Annotated in this window: 16 protein-coding genes; 11 read left to right on the top strand and 5 right to left on the bottom strand. The window is 54.9% G+C overall.

Going from position 1 to position 20,783, the window contains the following annotated elements; translation table 11 throughout:
- Window position 1 precedes the first annotated feature (1 nt).
- On the top strand, window positions 2-1,462 hold the full coding sequence (gene nuoN, locus ACO0U8_RS11890; protein WP_056782262.1) for an NADH-quinone oxidoreductase subunit NuoN: 1,461 nt from the start codon (window positions 2-4) through the stop codon (window positions 1,460-1,462).
- Window positions 1,463-1,527: 65 nt separating this feature from the next.
- Here nuoN and ACO0U8_RS11885 read toward each other — a convergent pair whose 3' ends face one another.
- Entirely contained in the window at window positions 1,528-3,924 is a 2,397-nt protein-coding gene (locus ACO0U8_RS11885; protein WP_421670851.1) for a putative mucin/carbohydrate-binding domain-containing protein, read from the bottom strand.
- A gap of 422 nt (window positions 3,925-4,346) precedes the next feature.
- Here ACO0U8_RS11885 and ACO0U8_RS11880 point away from each other — a divergent pair, with 422 nt between their 5' ends.
- The 8 genes from ACO0U8_RS11880 to menE all read left to right on the top strand — a co-directional run bounded on the left by ACO0U8_RS11880 (window position 4,347) and on the right by menE (window position 12,560).
- Window positions 4,347-4,862 (top strand): DUF1097 domain-containing protein, encoded by a 516-nt coding sequence (locus ACO0U8_RS11880; RefSeq protein WP_056782267.1) that lies wholly within the window; start codon window positions 4,347-4,349, stop codon window positions 4,860-4,862.
- Between the two features lie 103 nt (window positions 4,863-4,965).
- Entirely contained in the window at window positions 4,966-5,274 is a 309-nt protein-coding gene (locus tag ACO0U8_RS11875; RefSeq protein WP_056782270.1) for a DUF883 family protein, read from the top strand.
- Window positions 5,275-5,528: 254 nt separating this feature from the next.
- Window positions 5,529-6,866 carry an isochorismate synthase MenF gene (menF, locus tag ACO0U8_RS11870; protein ID WP_122097553.1) on the top strand — a complete coding sequence of 446 codons (1,338 nt, stop codon included), beginning with the start codon at window positions 5,529-5,531 and terminating at the stop codon, window positions 6,864-6,866.
- A 23-nt stretch (window positions 6,867-6,889) separates the two neighbouring features.
- On the top strand, window positions 6,890-8,560 hold the full coding sequence (gene menD / locus ACO0U8_RS11865; protein ID WP_421670850.1) for a 2-succinyl-5-enolpyruvyl-6-hydroxy-3-cyclohexene-1-carboxylic-acid synthase: 1,671 nt from the start codon (window positions 6,890-6,892) through the stop codon (window positions 8,558-8,560).
- Window positions 8,557-9,354, top strand: coding sequence for a 2-succinyl-6-hydroxy-2,4-cyclohexadiene-1-carboxylate synthase (gene menH, locus ACO0U8_RS11860; protein WP_421670849.1), 798 nt, complete (start codon window positions 8,557-8,559; stop codon window positions 9,352-9,354). The genes menD and menH overlap by 4 nt, the downstream gene beginning before the upstream one ends.
- A complete protein-coding gene (gene menB / locus ACO0U8_RS11855) occupies window positions 9,341-10,198 on the top strand; it encodes a 1,4-dihydroxy-2-naphthoyl-CoA synthase (RefSeq protein WP_056782282.1) in 858 nt (285 codons plus the stop codon). The genes menH and menB overlap by 14 nt, the downstream gene beginning before the upstream one ends.
- Complete coding sequence (menC, locus tag ACO0U8_RS11850) at window positions 10,198-11,199, top strand: o-succinylbenzoate synthase (RefSeq protein ID WP_421670848.1); 1,002 nt, start codon at window positions 10,198-10,200, stop codon at window positions 11,197-11,199. Before menB ends, menC begins: the two co-directional genes overlap by 1 nt.
- On the top strand, window positions 11,184-12,560 hold the full coding sequence (gene menE / locus ACO0U8_RS11845; protein WP_421670847.1) for an o-succinylbenzoate--CoA ligase: 1,377 nt from the start codon (window positions 11,184-11,186) through the stop codon (window positions 12,558-12,560). Before menC ends, menE begins: the two co-directional genes overlap by 16 nt.
- 49 nt (window positions 12,561-12,609) lie before the next feature.
- Here the strand turns inward: menE and ACO0U8_RS11840 are convergent, their stop codons facing one another.
- Complete coding sequence (locus ACO0U8_RS11840; RefSeq protein ID WP_056782287.1) at window positions 12,610-14,043, bottom strand: catalase; 1,434 nt, start codon at window positions 14,041-14,043, stop codon at window positions 12,610-12,612.
- 336 nt (window positions 14,044-14,379) lie between these two features.
- On the opposite strand from ACO0U8_RS11840, the gene ACO0U8_RS11835 reads away from it, so the two are divergent.
- Both ACO0U8_RS11835 and ACO0U8_RS11830 read left to right on the top strand, forming a co-directional pair.
- Window positions 14,380-14,925, top strand: a complete 546-nt coding sequence (locus ACO0U8_RS11835; RefSeq protein WP_056782289.1) for a YfaZ family outer membrane protein — start codon at window positions 14,380-14,382, stop codon at window positions 14,923-14,925.
- A gap of 129 nt (window positions 14,926-15,054) precedes the next feature.
- A complete protein-coding gene (locus ACO0U8_RS11830) occupies window positions 15,055-16,260 on the top strand; it encodes a nicotinamide mononucleotide deamidase-related protein YfaY (RefSeq protein WP_421670846.1) in 1,206 nt (401 codons plus the stop codon).
- Window positions 16,261-16,901: 641 nt separating this feature from the next.
- Here ACO0U8_RS11830 and yfaE read toward each other — a convergent pair.
- The 3 genes from yfaE to nrdA form a co-directional block, all read right to left on the bottom strand.
- A complete protein-coding gene (gene yfaE / locus ACO0U8_RS11825; protein WP_056782296.1) occupies window positions 16,902-17,162 on the bottom strand; it encodes a class I ribonucleotide reductase maintenance protein YfaE in 261 nt (86 codons plus the stop codon).
- On the bottom strand, window positions 17,163-18,293 hold the full coding sequence (nrdB, locus tag ACO0U8_RS11820) for a class Ia ribonucleoside-diphosphate reductase subunit beta (protein WP_056782298.1): 1,131 nt from the start codon (window positions 18,291-18,293) through the stop codon (window positions 17,163-17,165).
- Between the two features lie 72 nt (window positions 18,294-18,365).
- Window positions 18,366-20,648, bottom strand: a complete 2,283-nt coding sequence (gene nrdA / locus ACO0U8_RS11815) for a class 1a ribonucleoside-diphosphate reductase subunit alpha (protein WP_421670845.1) — start codon at window positions 20,646-20,648, stop codon at window positions 18,366-18,368.
- Window positions 20,649-20,783 lie beyond the last annotated feature (135 nt).

Raw genomic sequence — 20,783 nt, 5'->3', positions numbered from 1 at the left:
CATGACATTTACACTTCAAAATCTGATCGCACTATTACCGCTGATGATCGTCGGATTGACGGTGGTGGTGGTGATGCTGTCCATTGCGTGGCGACGCGACCATTTTCTCAATGCCACACTGACAGTCATCGGGCTGAACGTTGCCTTACTTTCCCTCTACTATGTCGCGCAGGTCGGGCCACAGGACGTTACGCCGCTGCTGCGCGTTGACGGCTACTCGATGTTCTACATCGGGCTGGTGTTGCTGGCGAGTCTGGCAACCAGCACCTTTGCTTACCCATGGCTGGCCGGCTATCCGGACAACCGCGAAGAGTTCTATCTCTTAGTTCTCATCGCGGCAATGGGCGGCATTCTGCTGGCATGCTCTAACCATCTGGCGTCAATGTTCCTCGGAATCGAACTGATTTCGCTGCCATTGTTCGGCCTGATTGGTTACGCCTATCGTCAGAAACGCTCTCTCGAAGCGGCCATCAAATACATGCTGCTGTCGGCAGCTGCGTCCTCTTTCCTGCTGTTTGGTATGGCGCTGCTGTACGCACAGTCTGGCGATTTGTCCTTCGCGTCACTGGGCAAAAATCTGGGCGACGGCGTGATGCTGCACCAGCCGCTGTTGCTGGCTGGTCTGGGTATGATGATTGTCGGCCTGGGCTTCAAGCTGTCGCTGGTGCCTTTCCACCTGTGGACGCCGGATGTGTATCAGGGCGCGCCAGCACCGGTATCGACCTTCCTGGCAACCGCCAGCAAGATCGCTATCTTTGCGGTCGTGATGCGTTTGTTCCTCTACGCGCCGGTGGCTGACAGCGAAGCGATCCGCATCGTGCTGGGCATTATTGCCTTCTGCTCGATTCTGGTCGGTAACGTGATGGCCATCAGCCAGAGCAACATTAAACGTCTGCTCGGTTACTCCTCCATCGCCCACCTCGGTTATCTGCTGGTGGCGCTGATTGCAGTACAAACGCATCAGCTGTCGATGGAAACTGTCGGTGTTTATCTGGCCGGTTACCTGTTCAGCAGCCTCGGCGCGTTCGGTGTGGTCAGCCTGATGTCCAGCCCGTACAAAGGGCCGGATGCAGAATCACTGTTCTCCTACCGTGGTTTGTTCTGGCATAAGCCGATTCTGTCTGCGGTAATGACGGTGATGATGCTGTCACTGGCCGGTATCCCGATGACGCTGGGCTTTATCGGTAAGTTCTACGTGATTGCGACCGGTGTGACCGCGCATCTGTGGTGGCTGACCGGAGCCGTGGTGGTGGGGTCTGCGATTGGCCTTTACTACTATCTGCGCGTTACTGTCAGCCTGTATCTGAGTGCACCGGAAACACTGGTGCGTGATACCCCGAACAACTGGGCGCTGACGGCGGGTGGTGTGGTTGTGCTGATTTCCGCGATTCTGGTGCTGTTGCTGGGTATCTATCCGCAACCGCTGATTACGCTGGTTCAGATGGCGCAACCCATGCTCTGACCGACACTGTTATGAACAACAAAGCCGCTCATCTGAGCGGCTTTTTTTATAGCACGACTAAGAGATTACGGATTTTGATGAACATATTTAAACAGTGCTTTGCCGTTTTCATCAGAGACGGTCACCTGCAATGAAGGGTTTTTTCCCTCGGTGGCAATCAGCGTTTTGCTGGCCCCCGCTTCACAGCCGTTAGCCGTCACCGTCGCTTCATAAGTAAACTCAGAACCCTCCGCACTTCCCTGAAGATTGAGCGTGAATCCATTTGGTTGAATCACGGGTTCGGGAACAACGCTGTCATTTGAAGGAATAACGTCTTTATAGTCTTCCAGCAATTGCTCTTTTTGCGGGCTTGGGAACAGCGCAATCGCCATGTAAATGTCGTCTTTCGCGGAGGCAAATTTCGCCGCCAGCATGGCAGGAGTCGCTCTGATGATCTCAGCCTGCTTACTGATACTGGCAGCCAGAGACACAAAGGGATCGTTCTCTACCGCGACGTTGACCAGACCGGCCGGCGTGACAATAAAACTGTTATTGGACGATTTGGTATTCACCACGCCCGCGATATAAGGGCTCAGCTTGAGACGATTAGTGACTTCGGCGTGGAAAATGTTGATGCGATAGTTCGGTTCAAACGCAATGACATCGTGCGATGTCGTCGTCTTATCACCATTGATGGTGCGGTTGAAAACAATGTTGCCTGCCAGATCGTAAATTTCAATTTTGGCATAGGCCTGATTAACGAAGTAAGAATGCGGGGAAGTGTTGTTCACATCCACCCTGATGGTTTGCCTGGTATGATCGATTTTTAGGGTGCAGAACAAAGAATCCGAAAGCCCCAGGAAGTTGAAAGACTGGTTTGCCAGTAATGCACCGAGCTTAGTTTCATAAGTTGCTGTCTGGGTATTGCTGCCATTTTTAACGATGGCGTAATGACCATTGACGTAATACTTCTTACTTTTGCCAGTAGGAAGCTGCAATTTGTAGGCACCTATCGGCAGTTGTGACAGAGTCAGCTTGTCATCGGAAATCGGGATGGACAGCAACGGCTGGCTGGCATCTTCGCTCAGCAGAAATGCGCTTTCTCCGCTGATTTGGGTTGAATCCTCAATGTTCAACACAATGGTCAGATCGCCTTTTAATGACGTGGACGCAAGCTCTGTCGCGGTGACCAGAGACAATACCGAAGGCAGATTCAGGCTGGTTCTGAGGGTAGCAGCGTCAGTGCTGCTGACCAGTTCTGAAAGGGGATAAGCCGGTTCACCGTCATTAAACAGATTGATTTCGCGTTGTTTATCCGAGAGTGTTGCACCCGCACGATAGATATAAGGGGTGACATCCACTCCGCCAATTTGAAGGTAACTGTCAGACAATAAATCCAGCACCAGATAGTCAGAGGCCACAAAGCCGCTTTGATTGCTGATGACCCGGTAATTTTTGTAGAAATGGGTGAAGGCGTTGTCACCCCCACGGTCTTTCAACTGCATCATGAAGAACAGTTTGGAACGCAGATCCCAGCTTGCGACAGATTTGTTATCTTTGAGGTTTTTTTGAATGGTCGCGAGAACGGCGGCCTCTTTACCGTAGTTGTATAACCAGCCTTTCTTGTAAACCAGATCACCTAACACCAGGTTTTGGAAACTGGCGGCAAAAATGTTGTTCCAGACTTCGTGGGTAGAAAATTGGGGATCCGAGACAAATTTGCCTTCATACCCATGCCCGATTTCATGTAATGCTCCCCAGTTATCGATCATGGCGGCGAGCCAATACCCTGCGATGTTGGAACTTGATTCCGCCGTCCAGTTTGTACCGTAGTAAGCCCCGCCGGGACCGTTCAGATCTGCTTTAGCAAAATAGCGGTTAGGGATATTTTTATCCGTGGCGACGGTTGCATCAACGCTGATCCCCATAAGGGAATTATAGAATTCAAAGATTTGGGTATAATTATTAATTATCCCATTCAAATTATCCGCTGTCCCGGTGTTTTTCATTTTTGCTTTATCACTCTTGGGAACCAGGATCTGAATATATTGAGAATGAATTAAAGCAAACTCTGCATCGTGTCCGTCCCATAATTGGAAGAAGGCGCGTTCGTTATCATTTAAATTATAGACAGGCAGAGGTTTGGCGGTTGAAGAGAAACTGAATTTTACCACCGGTAATTCTGCTGAAGACGTATAGGGCGTGGTGATGAAGGGGACGGAAGTGGTCGTGAACGAGATATCGGTAGCTTTGCTGGTGACGGAGAAGGATTTTTCTGTCTCCGAGTCAGTGTTTAGTAACCAGAGCGTCAGAGGGGCGGTGAACTTGGGGTTCGTTTGCTGAACCGTCAGCGTGTCGCCAGCGGCGAGGATCAGGTCAATATGCTGACGGTCGTGGTTAATACCTTTATCGATGCCGGCTTTTTTCAGCCAGGTAGGATCCTGCAAGGTATAAAGTGTTTTCTCACGTGTAATAATAGTCATCTTTACAACTCCGGTATATTAATTCAGAGGTAATAAGCAGCATTCTTTTATAAATGCCGCTTATTAAAATTGACGGGTGTTTTCATATGAAGCCGGATGAATTATATAAACAGGACGTCGTGCGGGTGAAATAACAATGCCTAACAAAACCATCATCAATAAAAAGAGAAAAGTAAAAATTATGATTAATTATCTTCATGACTTTTATCAGGCGAAATATTCCCATCACATCCCTCCCGAATGCGCCATCACGCGTTCAGGAGTGGGGGAGTAAAGAGCAAAAGCGGCTCATTTTGTGATGCAAGTCACATTTATATGTACGTTCAGCATAAAATTACATTGGAAATGTGATCTTGCCCATTCCATTCTTGCCATCAATGAGTAAACTGCGCGCTTGTTCAACATTGCGCAGGTTTTAGACCATGAATGTTTTAGTGATGATCGCGATCACCACCGGCATCCTCTCCGGTGTCTGGGGCTGGGTAGCCATCAGTCTGGGACTCATCGGCTGGGCGGGTTTCCTCGGCTGTACGGCGTACTTCGCTTGCCCGCAAGGCGGCCTGCGCGGGCTGGTTATCAGCACGCTGACCTGTATGAGTGGCGTCTTCTGGGCGGTGGTTATCATGGCGGGCAGCGCCATGCGACCTGAGTGGAGCATTCTGGGTTATATGCTGACCGGCGTTGTGGCCTTCCTGATGTGTATTCAGGCGCGTCAGCAGTGGCTGGCGTTTGTGCCTGGCACCTTTATCGGCGCCTGCGCGACCTTTGCCGCTCAGGGGAACTGGCGTCTGGTGGTCGTCTCTTTGCTCGTTGGACTGGTTTTCGGTTACGCGATGAAAAACAGCGGATTATGGCTGGCAAAACAGCGTGAGAAACAGCAACTGGCCACGAAAAAAACGCCTGCGTTTACTCAGACCAAAGGGTCGGAAGGTTCTTAAAACCCCGTTTTTACGGAAGTTTATGTGAAATCTCACAGGCATTTCATCCCGATCTGCGCTACGGTTAATGACAAGTGAATGATCACATCATAAGGAGATATCCATGGCTGACCAATTTGAATCACAGCAGAATTCGTTAGATGACGATTTACGCATGCTGACTGAAACGCTGGAAGAAGTGCTGAAGTCTTCCGGTGATAAAGCTGACGAAAAATACGTTGAAATCAAGTCCCGCGCAGAATACGCGCTGAAGGACATCAAAAACCGCCTTGATCCGAAAGCCCGTTCCTACTGTCGCAAAGCGCGTGATGTTGCCGAGCAAACCGACAGCTATGTGCGCGAAAATCCGTGGCACGGTGTGGGTGTCGGTGCTGCAGTAGGTTTAGTTGTCGGCCTGTTGCTGCGCCGCTAAGTCTTCGGTAATCCGCAGGGCAGCCATCAGGCTGCCCTCATTTCATCCGCTTTTGCGCGTTCTGCCGCTTTGATAATCCTTTTTTCTCCTCCTATACTCCTTCGTAGCTTATAGCTCTCACTACAGCTTGATCTGTCGCATATTTTCATTTTTCGTAACGCCTCATAATTCATCCGTAATTGATCCAACCCGTTTTTTGATCCAGAAGGGTATTTCTGCCCGTCACAAAACATCCGGTATGGCCCGAGGTAGCGGTGAAACAGATATCAGCAATCATTGACCAGCTTGATGCAACGCTTGCAGGCGAATGGCCTGACGCTGCGGGTATCCGGCAGTTCAGTTATTCCCTGCAAAAACAGCCTGACACCGGCCTGCTCGAATGGCTGTCGGCGCAACCCTGCTACCCGAAATTCTACTGGCAACAGCGCGACGGTCATGACGAAGCGGCCGTGTGCGGCGATGCGTATGCCTTTGGCGATATGCAACAGGCGCAGGCCTTTATCCGCCAGCACCGTGATATTCCCGATCTGCACATCTGGGGGCTGAATGCCTTCAACGGCGCGGATGCAGGCGGGCGCGCAGCCAATGCGCTGTTTTTACCTCGCATCGAACTTTGCCGCAGCGGCACGACGTACTGGCTGCGCTGCACGCTGTTCAGCGCAGTATCCCTGCGGGAAGAGGCGCGTCGCACGCGGTTATTCCTGCGTTCGCTGGTCGCCAGCCATGCTTTACCGCCCATTATGTCCCGCGTCGTCCAGCATCAGCATCTGCCCGCCGAACCACAGTGGAACCAGCTCATTAACCGTGCGCTCAAAGGCATTGAGCAGCAGCAGTTTGACAAAGTCGTGCTGGCACGCAAAACCACCTTAACCCTCAGCCAGCCGCTTAATGCCTGTGCTTTTCTCGCCGCCAGCCGTGCGGTGAATCACCATTGTTACCACTTTATGCTGGCATTCACGCCGCAGCAGGCATTTCTCGGCTCTAGCCCCGAACGCCTGTTCCTGCGCGATCACACTGAGCTGTTCACCGAGGCGCTGGCTGGAACGGTCGCCAATCATCCTGATCTTCAGAAAGCCCGCGAACTTGGCGAATGGCTGCTCAACGATGGCAAAAATCAGCGCGAAAACCTGCTGGTGGTTGATGATATCTGCCAGCGTTTGCAGGGCGGGGCGCACTCTCTGGATGTGATGCCTGCGGAGATCCTGCGGCTGCGCAAAGTGCAGCATTTACGTCGCAGCATTCATGGTGAACTGACCGGCGCTGATGACGCGGGGTGTCTGCAACGTCTGCAACCGACCGCGGCCGTCGCCGGATTACCGCGCCAGGCTGCGCGGGAGTTTATCGCCGGGCATGAACCTTTTGACCGGGAGTGGTACGCCGGTTCGGCCGGTTATCTGAGCACAGAACAAAGTGAATTTACCGTGGCGCTGCGCTCGGCAGCCGTCAAAGGACATCATCTGGAACTCTACGCTGGCGCAGGTATTGTCGCCGGTTCAGATGCTGCACAGGAGTGGCAGGAGATCGAAAACAAAGCCGCAGGATTGCGGACTTTGCTGGAAGAACACTACACGCCTGCCGTTCAGGCCGGATAATCCTTTGCCGGAGTAAGCTGATCATGTCTGTTGCCGTTTTTAACCGCCGCTGGGCGACGCTGATTCTTGAGTCAGTGACCCGACATCAGGTGCAGCACGTCTGCATCGCGCCGGGCTCCCGTTCCACGCCGCTGACACTTGCGGCGGCCGCGCATCCGCACCTGATCTGCCACACCCATTTTGACGAACGTGGCCTCGGCCATCTGGCACTCGGGCTGGCGAAGGCCAGCGGAAAACCGGTCGCGGTGATCGTCACCTCGGGTACGGCGGTGGCGAATCTCTATCCGGCGCTGATCGAGGCCGGGCTGACCGGCGAAAAACTCATTTTGCTGACGGCCGATCGCCCGCCGGAGCTTATCGACTGTGGAGCCAATCAGGCCATACGCCAGACCGGCATGTTTGCCAGCCACGCGGTGCAGACGCTGGATTTACCGCGCCCGACGCCAGAAATCAGCGCGCGCTGGCTGGTTTCGGCGCTGGATAACGCTCTGGCGCAGCAAACTCATGGCGCGGTTCATATCAACTGCCCGTTTGCTGAACCGCTGTACGGCGAGGACAACGGCGAACATCAGGACTGGATGCAACAGCTCGGCGACTGGTGGCAGGGCCATCAGCCATGGCTGAGTTTTGCGCCGGTTGAGTATGCTCCGGCGCAGCCTGACTGGTTCTCGTGGCGGCAAAAACGCGGCGTGATCATCGCCGGTCGCCTTTCTGCCTGTGAAAGTGAGCTGCTGGCGCAATGGGCCGACCAGCTCGGCTGGCCGTTGCTCAGCGATGTACAGGCCGCGACCGGCAACCCTTTGCCATGCGCCGATTTGTGGCTGGCATCTGCGCAGGCGGAAAAACTGCTGGGACGCGCACAACTGGTGGTGCAGTTCGGTGGCGGGCTGACCGGCAAACGCTTGTTGCAATGGCAGGCGGCGTGTCAGCCGGAAGAGTACTGGCTGGTCGATCCTTTGCCTGGCCGGCAAGATCCCGCGCAACACCGTGGCCGGCGTATTCAGGCCAATATTGAGACGTGGCTCGCCCTGCATCCTGCGCAACATCAGCCTGACTGGGCGCCTGAGCTTGACGAATGTGCCGCGCGCGCGCGTCATGCCGTCGAGCTGCGCCTGGCAGGCACCTTCGGCGAAGCGGTCGCCGCCTGGCAATTACCGTCCTTGTTGCCGGAACACGGACAGCTGTTTCTCGGTAACAGCCTGATCGTCCGGCTCGTCGATGCTTTTGCACAACTCCCTTGCGGATACCCTGTTTTCGCGAATCGCGGTGCCAGCGGCATCGATGGCCTGCTCTCTACTGCCGCAGGGGTGCAGCGGGCCACCTGCAAACCGACGCTGGTGCTGCTCGGCGACATCTCCGCACTTTACGATTTGAATGCGCTTGCGCTGATGCGTCAGTGCTCTGCGCCGACGGTCATCATCGTGGTGAACAACAACGGCGGGCAGATTTTCTCGCTGCTGCCCACGCCAGAGGTGGAGCGCCAGCGTTTTTACTGCATGCCGCAAAACGTTGATTTCCGCCACGCCGCCGCGATGTTTGGACTCGATTACGCCAGCCCGAGCTCCATGCCTGAACTGTACGACGCGGTCACGCAATGCTGGCAACATGGCGGTGTAAAACTGGTGGAGCTGAAGGTCAATGACATCGATGGCGCGCACGCTCTGCGCGCGCTGGTCAGCGAGGTCAGTCAGTGACGCTGGCCTGTACGCGCCTGAATGCCGACGTGAAAGGGCGGCCATGGCTGGTTTTCCTGCACGGCCTGCTGGGCAGTGCCGATGACTGGCAGCCCTTGTTCGCTGAGCTTTCCGGCTGGCCTTGTCTGCTGGTGGATTTGCCGGGGCACGGGCGTTCCGCGTCGTTAACGGCCGCCGGATTTGCAGATGTCAGCCAGCTGTTAACCGATACCTTGCACGGGCGGGGCATTACCCGCTACTGGCTGATTGGCTATTCCCTAGGCGGGCGCATCAGCCTGTATCACGCCTGTCAGGGCGACGCCCGCGGGCTGCAAGGCGTACTGGTTGAGGGCGCTCATCCGGGGCTAACCTGCCAGACGGCGCGCGCGCAGCGCCGTCACCACGATCAGCAATGGGCAACGCGTTTTGTGCAGTTGCCCTGGAAACAGGCGCTCACCAACTGGTATCGCCAGCCGGTGTTTGACAGCCTGACCGATGCGCAGCGTCAGAAACTGATCCTGCTGCGCGACGCTAACTCTCCTCACGCCGTCGCTGCCATGCTGGCCGCCACCTCATTGTCGGTGCAGCCCGATTTGCGTTTGAAGCTGCATCAGCTTTCCCTGCCGCTGGTGTGGTTGTGCGGCAGCGCGGATACCAAATTTATTACTCTCGCGCAGCAGTCGGGTTTCGAACTGCGCACAGTTGCCAATGCCGGGCATAACGCCCATCGTGACAATCCGGCGGAATTTGCCCGTCAGGCGCTGGCATTCATTACTTCACCTGTCTTAAAGGACGTTGAGCATGATTTATCCTGATGAAAAAGAATTGTACGCGCCGGTTGAATGGCGGGATTGCACCGGTGATTTTGAAGATATCCGCTATCACAAATCCACCGACGGTATCGCTAAAATCACCATAAACCGTCCTCAGGTGCGTAATGCTTTCCGCCCGCTGACCGTGAAAGAAATGATCCGCGCTCTGGATGATGCCCGTTATGACGAAGGCATTGGCGTGATCGTGCTGACCGGCGAAGGGGATAAAGCGTTTTGCGCAGGCGGCGATCAGAAAGTGCGTGGTGACTACGGCGGCTATCAGGATGCCAGCGGCGTACACCATCTGAACGTGCTGGATTTCCAGCGCCAGATCCGCACCTGTCCGAAACCTGTGGTGGCGATGGTGGCCGGCTATTCCATCGGCGGTGGTCACGTACTGCATATGATGTGTGACCTGACCATTGCGGCGGATAACGCCATCTTCGGCCAGACCGGCCCGAAAGTCGGTTCGTTTGACGGCGGCTGGGGCGCGTCCTACATGGCGCGTATTGTCGGCCAGAAAAAAGCCCGTGAAATCTGGTTCCTGTGCCGTCAGTACGATGCGGCTGCGGCGCTGGATATGGGGCTGGTCAACACCGTTGTGCCGCTGGCGGATCTGGAAAAAGAAACCGTGCGCTGGTGTCGTGAAATGCTGGAAAACAGCCCGATGGCGCTGCGTTGTCTGAAAGCCGCACTCAACGCCGACTGCGACGGTCAGGCTGGTTTGCAGGAACTGGCGGGGAACGCCACCATGCTGTTCTACATGACCGATGAAGGTCAGGAAGGTCGCAACGCGTTTGTAGAAAAACGCCAGCCGGACTTCAGCAAATTTAAGCGGAATCCATAATGCGCCGCGCCACGGTGTACCGGTACAGCCTGCCTATGGACGCGGGCGTGGTGTTACGCAATCAGCGACTGAAAACCCGCGACGGGCTGCTGGTGTCATTGTGGCAGGACGAAAAAAACGGCTGGGGTGAAATCGCACCGCTGCCGGGATTCAGTGCGGAAGATTTGTCGCAGGCGCAGGAGGCGGTGCAGCACGGTCTGAGTCAGTGGATGCAGGGTGCATCACTGGCAGCGGTTGCCTCGGCGTTCAGCGCTTTGCCTTCTGTTGCCTTCGGCCTGAGCTGCGCCGATGCCGAACTTCGCGGCGAATTACCGCCCGTGGTGAGTACGCGCTGTGCGCCACTGTGCCACGGCGATCCGAATGAATTGTATGCGCGTCTCGGCGCGCTGCCCGGTGACGCTCATGGCCGGAAAGTGGCGAAGGTAAAAGTCGGTTTATACGAGTCGGTCGGCGACGGGCTGAACGTCAGTATGCTGCTGGAAGCCCTGCCGGATCTGCATTTGCGTCTCGACGCTAACCGCAGCTGGACGCAGGTGAAATCCGAAGGGTTCGCCCGTCACGTCGCACCTGAACTGCGGTCACGCATTACTTTTATTGAAGAACCTTGCCAGACCAGAGAGCAATCCCGCGCGTTTGCTCAGGCGACCGGCATTGCCATTGCCTGGGATGAAAGCGTGCGCGAAGCCGGTTTTACCGTGCAGGCAGAGCCGGGGCTGGCCGCGATAATCATCAAACCTACGCTCACCGGCAGCCTGATGCGCTGCCGACAGCTGATCGCTCAGGCGCATGCCGTCGGGCTTGAGGCGGTGATCAGTTCCTCTATCGAATCAAGTCTTGGTCTGACGCAACTGGCGCGTATCGCCCAGTGGCTGACGCCGGACGCCATTCCGGGGCTGGATACGCTGGATCTCATGCAGGCACAACTGGTTCGCCGCTGGCCGGGCTCTGAGTTACCGCTGACCGATGTGTCTGATCTGGAGTGTGTGTGGCAGAGCAAATGATCAAAGACTGGCCGTGGCGTGAAAGGGCAAACCTGTCGCCTTTTGCCGTGGCGCTGAAAGCCGGTGATATCACCTGGTGCTGGCGTGATTTGCAGCACCGCGTGGATACGCTGGCTGCCGGATTTATTCAGCAGGGCGTCGGCGAGGGCACCGGCGTGGTGCTGCGCAGTAAAAATACGCTGGATGCGGTACTCAGTTATCTGGCGTTGCTGCAAACCGGCGCGCGTCTGTTGCCGCTTAATCCGCAACTGCCGCAGGCGTTATGCGAAGCATTACTGCCGCAGCTCGATATCGGATTTGTGCTGGATCTGGCGCAATCGCCGTTGCCGCTGACTATGGCTTCGCTCACCCTGCAAAACGCGTATTGCGGCCAGGCTGTGCAGTGGCAGCCACAACGTCTCGCCACACTGACGCTGACATCCGGTTCCAGCGGCTTGCCGAAGGCCGCCGCGCACACCGCATCCGCGCATCTTGCCAGCGCGGCGGGCGTACTGAGCCTGATCCCTTTCACCCGCAATGACAGCTGGCTGCTTTCACTGCCGCTGTTTCACGTTTCCGGGCAAGGCATAATCTGGCGCTGGCTGACGGCGGGGGCCACGCTGGTGCTGGCCGAAGGGCAACCGCTGGAAGCTGCGCTGGCAGAATGCAGCCACGCCTCGCTGGTACCGACTCAGCTCTGGCGTTTACTCAGACAGCCTTCAGTGCCCGCAAAACTGCAACATGTCCTGCTCGGCGGCGCGCAAATTCCGCCGGAATTAACCGAACAGACTGAACGTCTGGGCATTCGTTGCTGGTGCGGATATGGCATGACGGAAACCGCATCCACCGTGACGGCCAAACGCGCAGAAGGCTCAGCGGGCGTCGGACAGGTGCTGGCCGGAAAAGAGGTCAGCATTGCCGGCGAGGAAGTGCTGATCCGCGCTGACAGTCTGGCAAGCGGTTACTGGCGAAACGGTCAGTTAACCCCGCTGACCGGCAGTGACGGCTGGTTTCATACCCGCGACCGCGGCATGTGGAGCGGGGATGAGCTGCATATCGCCGGACGGCTGGATAATTTGTTTTTCAGCGGCGGGGAAGGGATCCAGCCGGAAGATATCGAGAAAGTGCTGGTCAGTCACCCGCAGGTGTCCCAGGCGTTTGTGGTGCCGGTTGAAGATGCACAATTTGGTCATCGTCCGGTGGCGATCCTCGATGCACAGGACAGTTTGCCGTATGACGAACTCAATCTGTGGCTGAGCCGTCAGGTGCCCCGTTTTCAGCTGCCGGTGGCGTATCACGCACTCCCCGCAGCCCTCGCGCAGGGCGGGATAAAAATCTCCCGTGCCAGCGTCAGGCAATGGCTGGAAACGCTGAGCGCATAAGCAAAAAGGGCCGCACATTGCGGCCCTTGTCATTGATGATGGCAAAAAATCAGTCTTTCAGTGCCTTCTCAACCCCTGCTCCATAAGCCGGATCGACTTTATAGAACAGTGCAACCTGGCGTGCCTGCGTTTCCTGCGAGGCATGTTTCAGTTCGCCCGCGATACGCGCAAACATACGCTGGTGCTCTGCTTCGGACAGCAGGTTGAACAGCAAACGCGGCTGAGTGAAGTAATCATCATCTTCACGATGATTCCAGTGATCGGCTGCACCTTCAATGCTCAGTGGCGGTTCACTGAAATCAGGTTGCTCCTGGAACAGACCGGCGCTGTTTGGCTCATAGGTCACGCCATTGCCGCTGTTGCCGTCCACGCGCATGGCACCGTCACGGTGATAATTATGGAACGGGCATTTCGGGGCATTCACCGGGATCTGATGATGGTTCACGCCCAGGCGGTAGCGGTGTGCGTCGCCATACGAGAACAGACGGCCCTGCAACATGCGGTCAGGAGAAAAACCGATGCCGGGAACGACGTTAGCCGGGCTCATGGCAACCTGTTCGACTTCTGCAAAGTAGTTTTCAGGATTACGGTTCAGCTCGAACTCACCCACTTCAATCAGCGGATAATCACCGTGCAACCAGACTTTGGTCAGGTCAAACGGGTTGTAAGGCAGTTGTGAGGCTTCCGCTTCCGGCATGATTTGCACGAAGAGCTTCCAGCGCGGGAAATCACCGCGTTCAATTGCTTCATACAGATCACGCTGTGCGCTTTCGCGATCGGTTCCGACCAGTTTTTCTGCCTCGTCATCCATCAGGTTTTGAATGCCCTGCTGGCTGCGGAAGTGGAATTTCACCCAGAAGCGCTCATTTTCAGCATTGATAAAGCTGAAGGCATGGCTACCGAAACCGTGGATATGACGGTATGACGTGGGCAGACCACGGTCACTGACGTCGATAGTCAGCTGATGCAGCGATTCAGGAAGATGAGAGAAAAAGTCCCACTTGTAAGCAGGATTGCGCAGGTTAGTGCGCGGATCGCGTTTTACCACGTGATTGAGATCGGGGAATTTCAGCGGGTCGCGCAGGTAAAAAATCGGTGTATTGTTGCCGACTAAATCCCAGTTACCTTGCTCGGTGTAAAACTTCATCGAGAAGCCGCGGATATCACGTTCTGCATCCGCCGCGCCGCGTTCACCGGCGACGGTGGAGAAGCGGATAAACATCTCGGTTTGCTTGCCGATTTCTGAAAACAGACTGGCGCGGGTGTACTTCGTAATATCGTGCGTAACGGTGAAGACGCCATAAGCGCCGGAACCTTTAGCGTGCATGCGACGCTCGGGGATCACTTCGCGGTCAAAATGCGCCAGCTTTTCCAAAAACCAGACATCCTGCAGCAGTAACGGGCCGCGACGGCCTGCGGTAATGACATTGTTATTATCGACAACGGGCGCTCCGGCAGCGGTGGTCAGTCCTTTCTTTTCCATAACCATAATTTCCTTGTATCGCGTAGATCGGGTGTGACGTGCATGATCAATGATCACATTTAACGGCAAATCCTGTGCATCCAGGCAGGTGGGTCCCTGTCCCTGGGACAATTTACCTTAACGGCTAGTGTGTACCCATTCGTTGATCATGGGCAAATAGGTGAGGCTTATTATTCTGATTAGGGCAATATAAATAACGAATATATATGCGTTTCTTTACATTTTATTTGCACGCTAAGGGATTTTTAACGTTCTGAAAGATGTCACCTTTCGGCAAATTAATTTAGACTGCGCACTAAATATTTCCCCACTGTTATATGAATGTCAGGAATGATGATGAAAAAAATTATTGTAGCGGGCGCAGCCCTTGGCATGCTGCTGACGGCAACGTCTGCCAGTGCGATCAGCGTGAACGGCGAAGTGGGTGAGCACTATACCCATCTGGGCGTCGGTTTCGGCACCACGTCGCCTGGTCTGGCGCTGAGCGGCGATTACACCCACAACGATGATGATGGTGATGTGGCAGGTCTTGGCCTGGGTTACAACATTCCGCTGGGCCCATTCATGGCAACCGTTGGCGGTAAAGGTTTGTACACCAATCCGAAAGACGGCGACGAAGGGTACGCCGCGGCTGTGGGCGGCGGTTTACAGTTGCCAATCGCGAAACTGTTCACCCTTTACGGTGACTACTATTATTCTCCGGACTCCCTGTCCAGCGGCATCGGTAACTACAAAGAAGCCAATGCGGGCGTGCGTCTGACGGCGATTCCATTAGTGACCGTGAGCGTGGGTTACCGCTACATGGCGCTGGATGGTAAAGATGGCAACCGCGATAACATCGTTGCGGACGGCGCGTACGTGGGTGGCGCAGTTAATTTCTAAATCCCGTTCTGAATCAGAAAGCCTGCTTAGCAGGCTTTTTTTTCGTCTGCGCGATCACTTTGTGCCTGAGCGATTGTGTTTCTGCGTCAGCCTTTCTACAGTGGAAGGACAAAACGAGAGGAGAAAGTGATGCTTAGGGTTGAAATGCTCAGTACCGGCGAGGAAGTGCTTCACGGTCAGATCGTGGATTCAAACGCAGCGTGGCTCGCCAGCTATCTGTTTGATCAGGGTCTGCCAATGACCAGCCGTGAGACGGTAGGCGACAGCCTGGAAGAACTGGTCAGCGTGATGAAAGAGCGCAGCCATATCGCCGATGTGTTGATCGTAAACGGCGGGTTAGGCCCGACCACGGACGATCTGAGCGCGCTGGCCGCCGCTAAAGCCTGTGGCGTGGAGCTGGTGGAAGATGCCGGGTGGATCGCCACCATGCAGGCTTTCTTCAACGAACGTGGCCGCCCGATGGCGGAATCTAACCGCAAACAGGCGCAAATTCCTGCCAATGCCGAGCTGCTGGATAATCCGGTCGGCACCGCCTGCGGTTTCAGCGTTAAGCTCAACCGCTGCCAGATTTTCTTCACGCCGGGCGTGCCTTCTGAATTCAAAGTCATGGTGGAACAGCAAATTGTTCCGCGTTTACATCAGCAATTCCCCGCGCTGGAAGCACCGCTGTGTTTGCGCCTGACGACATTTGGCCGCGGTGAAAGCGATCTGGCGACCGAGCTGGATAAAATTGATATGCCGGAAGGCGTGGTGATGGGGTACCGTTCGTCGTCGCCGATCATTGAACTGAAAGTCACCGGACCGCGTTCGCAGGAAGCGTTGATGCATCAGATTTTCGAGCGGGTACGCGAAGTTGCCGGGGAGAGTACGATTTTCGAAGGTTTCGGCAGCTTGCCTGATCGTCTGGCAGAACGTCTGCTGACGCAAAATCTGCGGCTTGCGGTCAGTGAAAGTTTTACCGGTGGCCTGCTGAACTGGCGTCTGCAAAGCGCGGGCGTGCCGCTGGCAAACGGGGAGTTATTGCCGCAGGGCAACGAGGCTTCGCCGGATAAATCCCTTGAATGCCTGCTGGCGCGCGCGCAAACCCTGGCTGAAACCACGGGCGCGCAACTGGCACTGGCTGTCGGCGCGCTGTCGGGCGATCAACTCAGTCTGGCATTGCATACGCCGTCGGGCACCAGTGGCCTGACTATCCGCTATACCGCAACGCGTCACGGTCTGGCATTACGGCAGGAGACGATGGCGATGGTGGCGATGGATCTTCTCAGGCGTTACCTGAACGGGTGGGAGCCGGTGGCGGATTATCCGTGGCTGGATCGGGTGGCTAAGGTTTAGCTTTTACAAAAGCCAGGTCAACACCTTGGGCTGCCGCCCAAACCGGCCTTAAGAGGCGCCTGTCGCCGCGCCTCTTAAGAATCTCCGGCTCTTTAAAACACGTGCCATGCAGACGGGCTATGTTTCAGGTATTCCTGCTATTGCCGCAAAATCCCGCCGCTTCGCGGTGCCCTCCGGTCGGGTTACAACCCGCGCAAAAAAACGCGCGGTTTTCCACCTCTCCCTCCGGCGTGATTTTTGAAAGCGGCCACAGCCTTTTAGGTCACAACTTCTCCAACTCGGATCATTTCAGAAAACCAAAAACAAAACACTTTGCTGAGTCTCCAATTGTTTTGTCTTTAAAAAATGGTGAGGTGGCGCGATCAAAAAATCCTGCCAAACGAAGCGGCCTGAAGACCCTAGGCTTCAGGACCGAGAGAGGGCACCGCGCAGCGGCAGGGTTTTGCGCCACACTCCTTAGCTGCAGAACATGTCCACCGACCCAGCGATAGCGCGTGTTTAAAAAAACGCGGGAGTCCAGAGGGAGAAGGTTTATTCTCCCTCTGTTCGGTGTGGGCCGACGCCCACGACCTTGACGTTGAAGTTGATTTTGAAGTGGTTGTTAAAGCAGATCTGCACAGAGGAGAGCGGGCCAAACCCCACTAAAACTCAATCTCAATATCCCCGACCGGCATACAGCAACACGGCAAAATCTCGCCGTCAGAGATGAACGCTAAGGGTTTTTCACTGTATTCCACCGCACCGCTCACCAGTTTGACCCGGCATGATCCGCAATAACCTTCCCGGCACTGGTATTCGACGTCGACGTTGTTGTGTTCAAACACTTCCAGCAGATTGCGATGGCGGCTTTCGCACACCAGAGGGGGGCCACCGGCTGAAAGTGTGATGGTTCTGTCTGTCATTTACAGCTCGAAATCACTCAGGTCGTCGGCGTGCACTTCTGAGTCGATCTGGCCGACCAGATAGGAGCTGACTTCCACTTCCTGCGGCGCAACCTGCACGTTATCAGACACCAGCCAGGCGTTGATCCACGGGATTGGGTTCGAGCGGGTTTTGAACGGTGCGGTCAGGCCAACGGCCTGCATGCGGATATTCGTGATGTATTCCACGTACTGACACAGAATGTCTTTGTTCAGGCCGATCATCGAACCGTCTTTGAACAGATATTCCGCCCAGTCTTTTTCCTGCTGTGCCGCCAGTACAAACAGATCGTGGCATTCCTGCTCACATTCTTTGGCGATTTCAACCATTTCAGGATCATCCTGGCCTGAGCGCAGCAGGTTCAGCGCGTGCTGAGTACCGGTCAGATGCAGCGCTTCGTCACGGGCGATCATTTTGATGATTTTCGCGTTGCCTTCCATCAGTTCACGTTCAGCGAACGCAAAGGAACAGGCGAAGCTGACGTAGAAACGCACCGCTTCCAGCGCGTTGACGCTCATCAGGCAGATGTAGAGTTTTTTCTTCAGCTCGCGCAGATTCACCACCACCGTTTTGCCGTTGACGGTGTGCGTACCTTCACCCAGCAGATGGTAGTAACTGGTCATTTCGATCAGCGTGTCGTAATAACCGGAAATGTCTTTCGCACGCTTGAGGATCTCTTCGTTGGTCACGATGTCGTCAAACACAATCGCCGGATCGTTGACGATGTTACGGATGATGTGCGTGTAAGAGCGTGAGTGAATGGTTTCTGAAAACGCCCAGGTTTCGACCCAGGTTTCCAGTTCCGGAATGGAGATCAGCGGTAACAACGCCACGTTCGGGCTGCGGCCCTGGATGGAATCAAGCAGCGTCTGGTATTTCAGGTTACTGAGGAAGATGTGTTTTTCGTGGTCCGGGAGTGCCTGAAAATCGATACGGTCGCGGGACACGTCAATCTCTTCCGGACGCCAGAAGAAGGACAGCTGCTTTTCGATCAGTTTTTCAAAGATTTCATGCTTCTGCTGGTCGAAACGGGCAACGTTAACCGACTGGCCAAAAAACATTGGCTCAAGAAGCTGATCGTTTTTATTCTGGGAAAAAGTACTGTAGGCCATAACTTCCTCGACATTCTCGGCAAAAACCCCCTGACGGGGGTTTCAAATAATATAGTAATTTAAAACAGAGGATTAGATTTTGCAGGCACCGCTTTCGCAGTCGTCAGCTACCTCGGCTTTCATGTCTTCCTGCACATCATCCGCACCGTCACGGGTGTTCTGATAGTACAGAGTTTTCACGCCAAATTTGTAGGCTGTCACCAAGTCTTTCAACAATTGTTTCATCGGCACTTTGCTGTTCGGGAAGCGCGACGGGTCATAGTTGGTGTTAGACGAAATCGCCTGGTCGATGAATTTCTGCATCACGCCAACCAGTTGCAGGTAACCGTCGTTGTTTGGCATATCCCACAGCAGTTCGTACTGATCTTTCAGACGCTCATACTCCGGCACAACCTGACGCAGGATCCCGTCTTTCGACGCTTTGATGCTAATGTGGCCGCGCGGTGGTTCGATGCCGTTAGTGGCGTTGGAGATCTGCGACGACGTTTCTGAAGGCATCAGCGCGGACAGCGTAGAGTTACGCAGGCCGTGCGTTTTGATGTCTTCGCGCAGCTTATCCCAGTTCAGATGCAGAGGTTCGCTGCAAATCGCGTCCAGATCTTTCTTGTAAGTATCCACGGGCATCACGCCCTGAGAATAGGTGGTTTCGTTGAACCACTGGCATGCACCTTGCTCTTTCGCCAGTTCATTGGACGCTTTCAGCAGGTAATACTGAATGGCTTCGAAAGTTCTGTGCGTCAGGTTATTTGCACTGCCGTCAGAATAACGCACGCCGTTTTTCGCCAGATAGTACGCGTAGTTGATCACGCCAATACCCAGTGTACGACGGCCCATCGCGCCACGTTTTGCGGCTTTGATCGGGTAATCCTGATAATCGAGCAGGGCGTCGAGCGCACGAACCGCCAGCACTGCCAGCTCTTCCAGATCGTCGAGGCTTTCGATAGCGCCGAGGTTGAAGGCAGACAACGTACACAGCGCAATTTCGCCGTTTTCGTCGTTTACATCATCCAGCGGTTTGGTTGGCAGCGCGATTTCCAGACACAAGTTGGACTGGCGAACAGGAGCGATTGCCGGATCAAACGGGCTGTGGGTGTTGCAGTGGTCAACGTGCTGGATGTAGATACGGCCGGTAGACGCACGTTCCTGCATCATCAGGGAGAACAGCTCAACCGCTTTTACTTTCTGCTTACGGATGCTGGCGTCCTGCTCGTATTTCTCATACAGACGCTCGAACTCGTCCTGATCCGCAAAGAAGGCATCGTAGAGGCCAGGCACGTCAGACGGGCTGAACAGGGTGATGTCGCCGCCTTTTACCAGACGCTGATACATCAGTTTGTTGATCTGCACGCCGTAGTCCATATGACGGACGCGGTTGCCTTCAACACCACGGTTGTTTTTCAGCACCAGCAGGCTTTCCACTTCCAGATGCCACATCGGGTAGAACAGCGTCGCTGCGCCGCCACGAACGCCGCCCTGAGAACAGGATTTCACTGCGGTCTGGAAATGCTTATAGAACGGGATACAACCGGTGTGGAACGCTTCGCCGCCACGGATCGGGCTGCCCAGCGCACGGATGCGACCGGCGTTGATGCCGATACCGGCACGCTGAGAAACGTATTTCACGATGGCGCTGGAAGTCGCGTTAATCGAGTCCAGGCTGTCGCCACATTCGATCAGAACGCATGAGCTGAACTGACGGGTTGGGGTGCGCACGCCAGACATGATCGGCGTAGGCAGAGAAATTTTGAAGGTCGAAATCGCGTCGTAGAAACGTTTGATGTAATCCAGACGGGTTTCGCGCGGGTAGCCGGAGAACAGGCAGGCCGCGACCAGAATGTAGAGGAACTGCGCGCTCTCGTAGATATCGCCCGATACGCGGTTCTGCGCCAGATATTTCCCTTCCAGCTGTTTAACCGCCGCGTAAGAGAAATTCATGTCGCGCCAGTGGTCAATAAAACTGTCCATCTGCTCGAACTCTTCAGCCGTGTAGTCTTCCAGCAGATGTTTGTCGTATTTACCCATTTCAACCATGCGGGTCACCTGGTCGATCAGTTTTGGTGGTTCAAACTGGCCGTAGGCTTTTTTACGCAGATGGAAAATCGCCAGACGCGCAGCCAGATATTGATAATCCGGGGCATCTTTGGAGATCAGATCCGCAGCCGCTTTGATAATGGTTTCATGAATATCAGCGGTTTTGATCCCGTCATAGAACTGGATGTGTGAACGAAGTTCTACTTGAGAAACTGATACGTTTTGAAGACCTTCCGCAGCCCAGTCAATGACACGGTGGATTTTATCAAGATTGATGCGTTCAGTGCGGCCATCACGTTTAGTTACAAGCAGACTTTGGTTCATTCGGGACGATACCTCAAAGGTTTATAAAGGGTCCGACCTGGCCGCCAGAAACGGCGCGGCAGCACGACTCGATTCTAGTGTGCTGGTCAGGATATAAACACAATATATTGTGGGTTTGTTATTTTCTGATGACAA

Origin of the sequence: Rahnella sp. EDr1-12 (genome assembly GCF_049206505.1) — a bacterium.
Lineage (GTDB): Bacteria > Pseudomonadota > Gammaproteobacteria > Enterobacterales > Enterobacteriaceae > Rahnella > Rahnella rivi.
The sequence above is the reverse complement of the archived record's forward strand: the minus strand, read 5'-3'. Positions and strand labels throughout refer to the sequence as shown.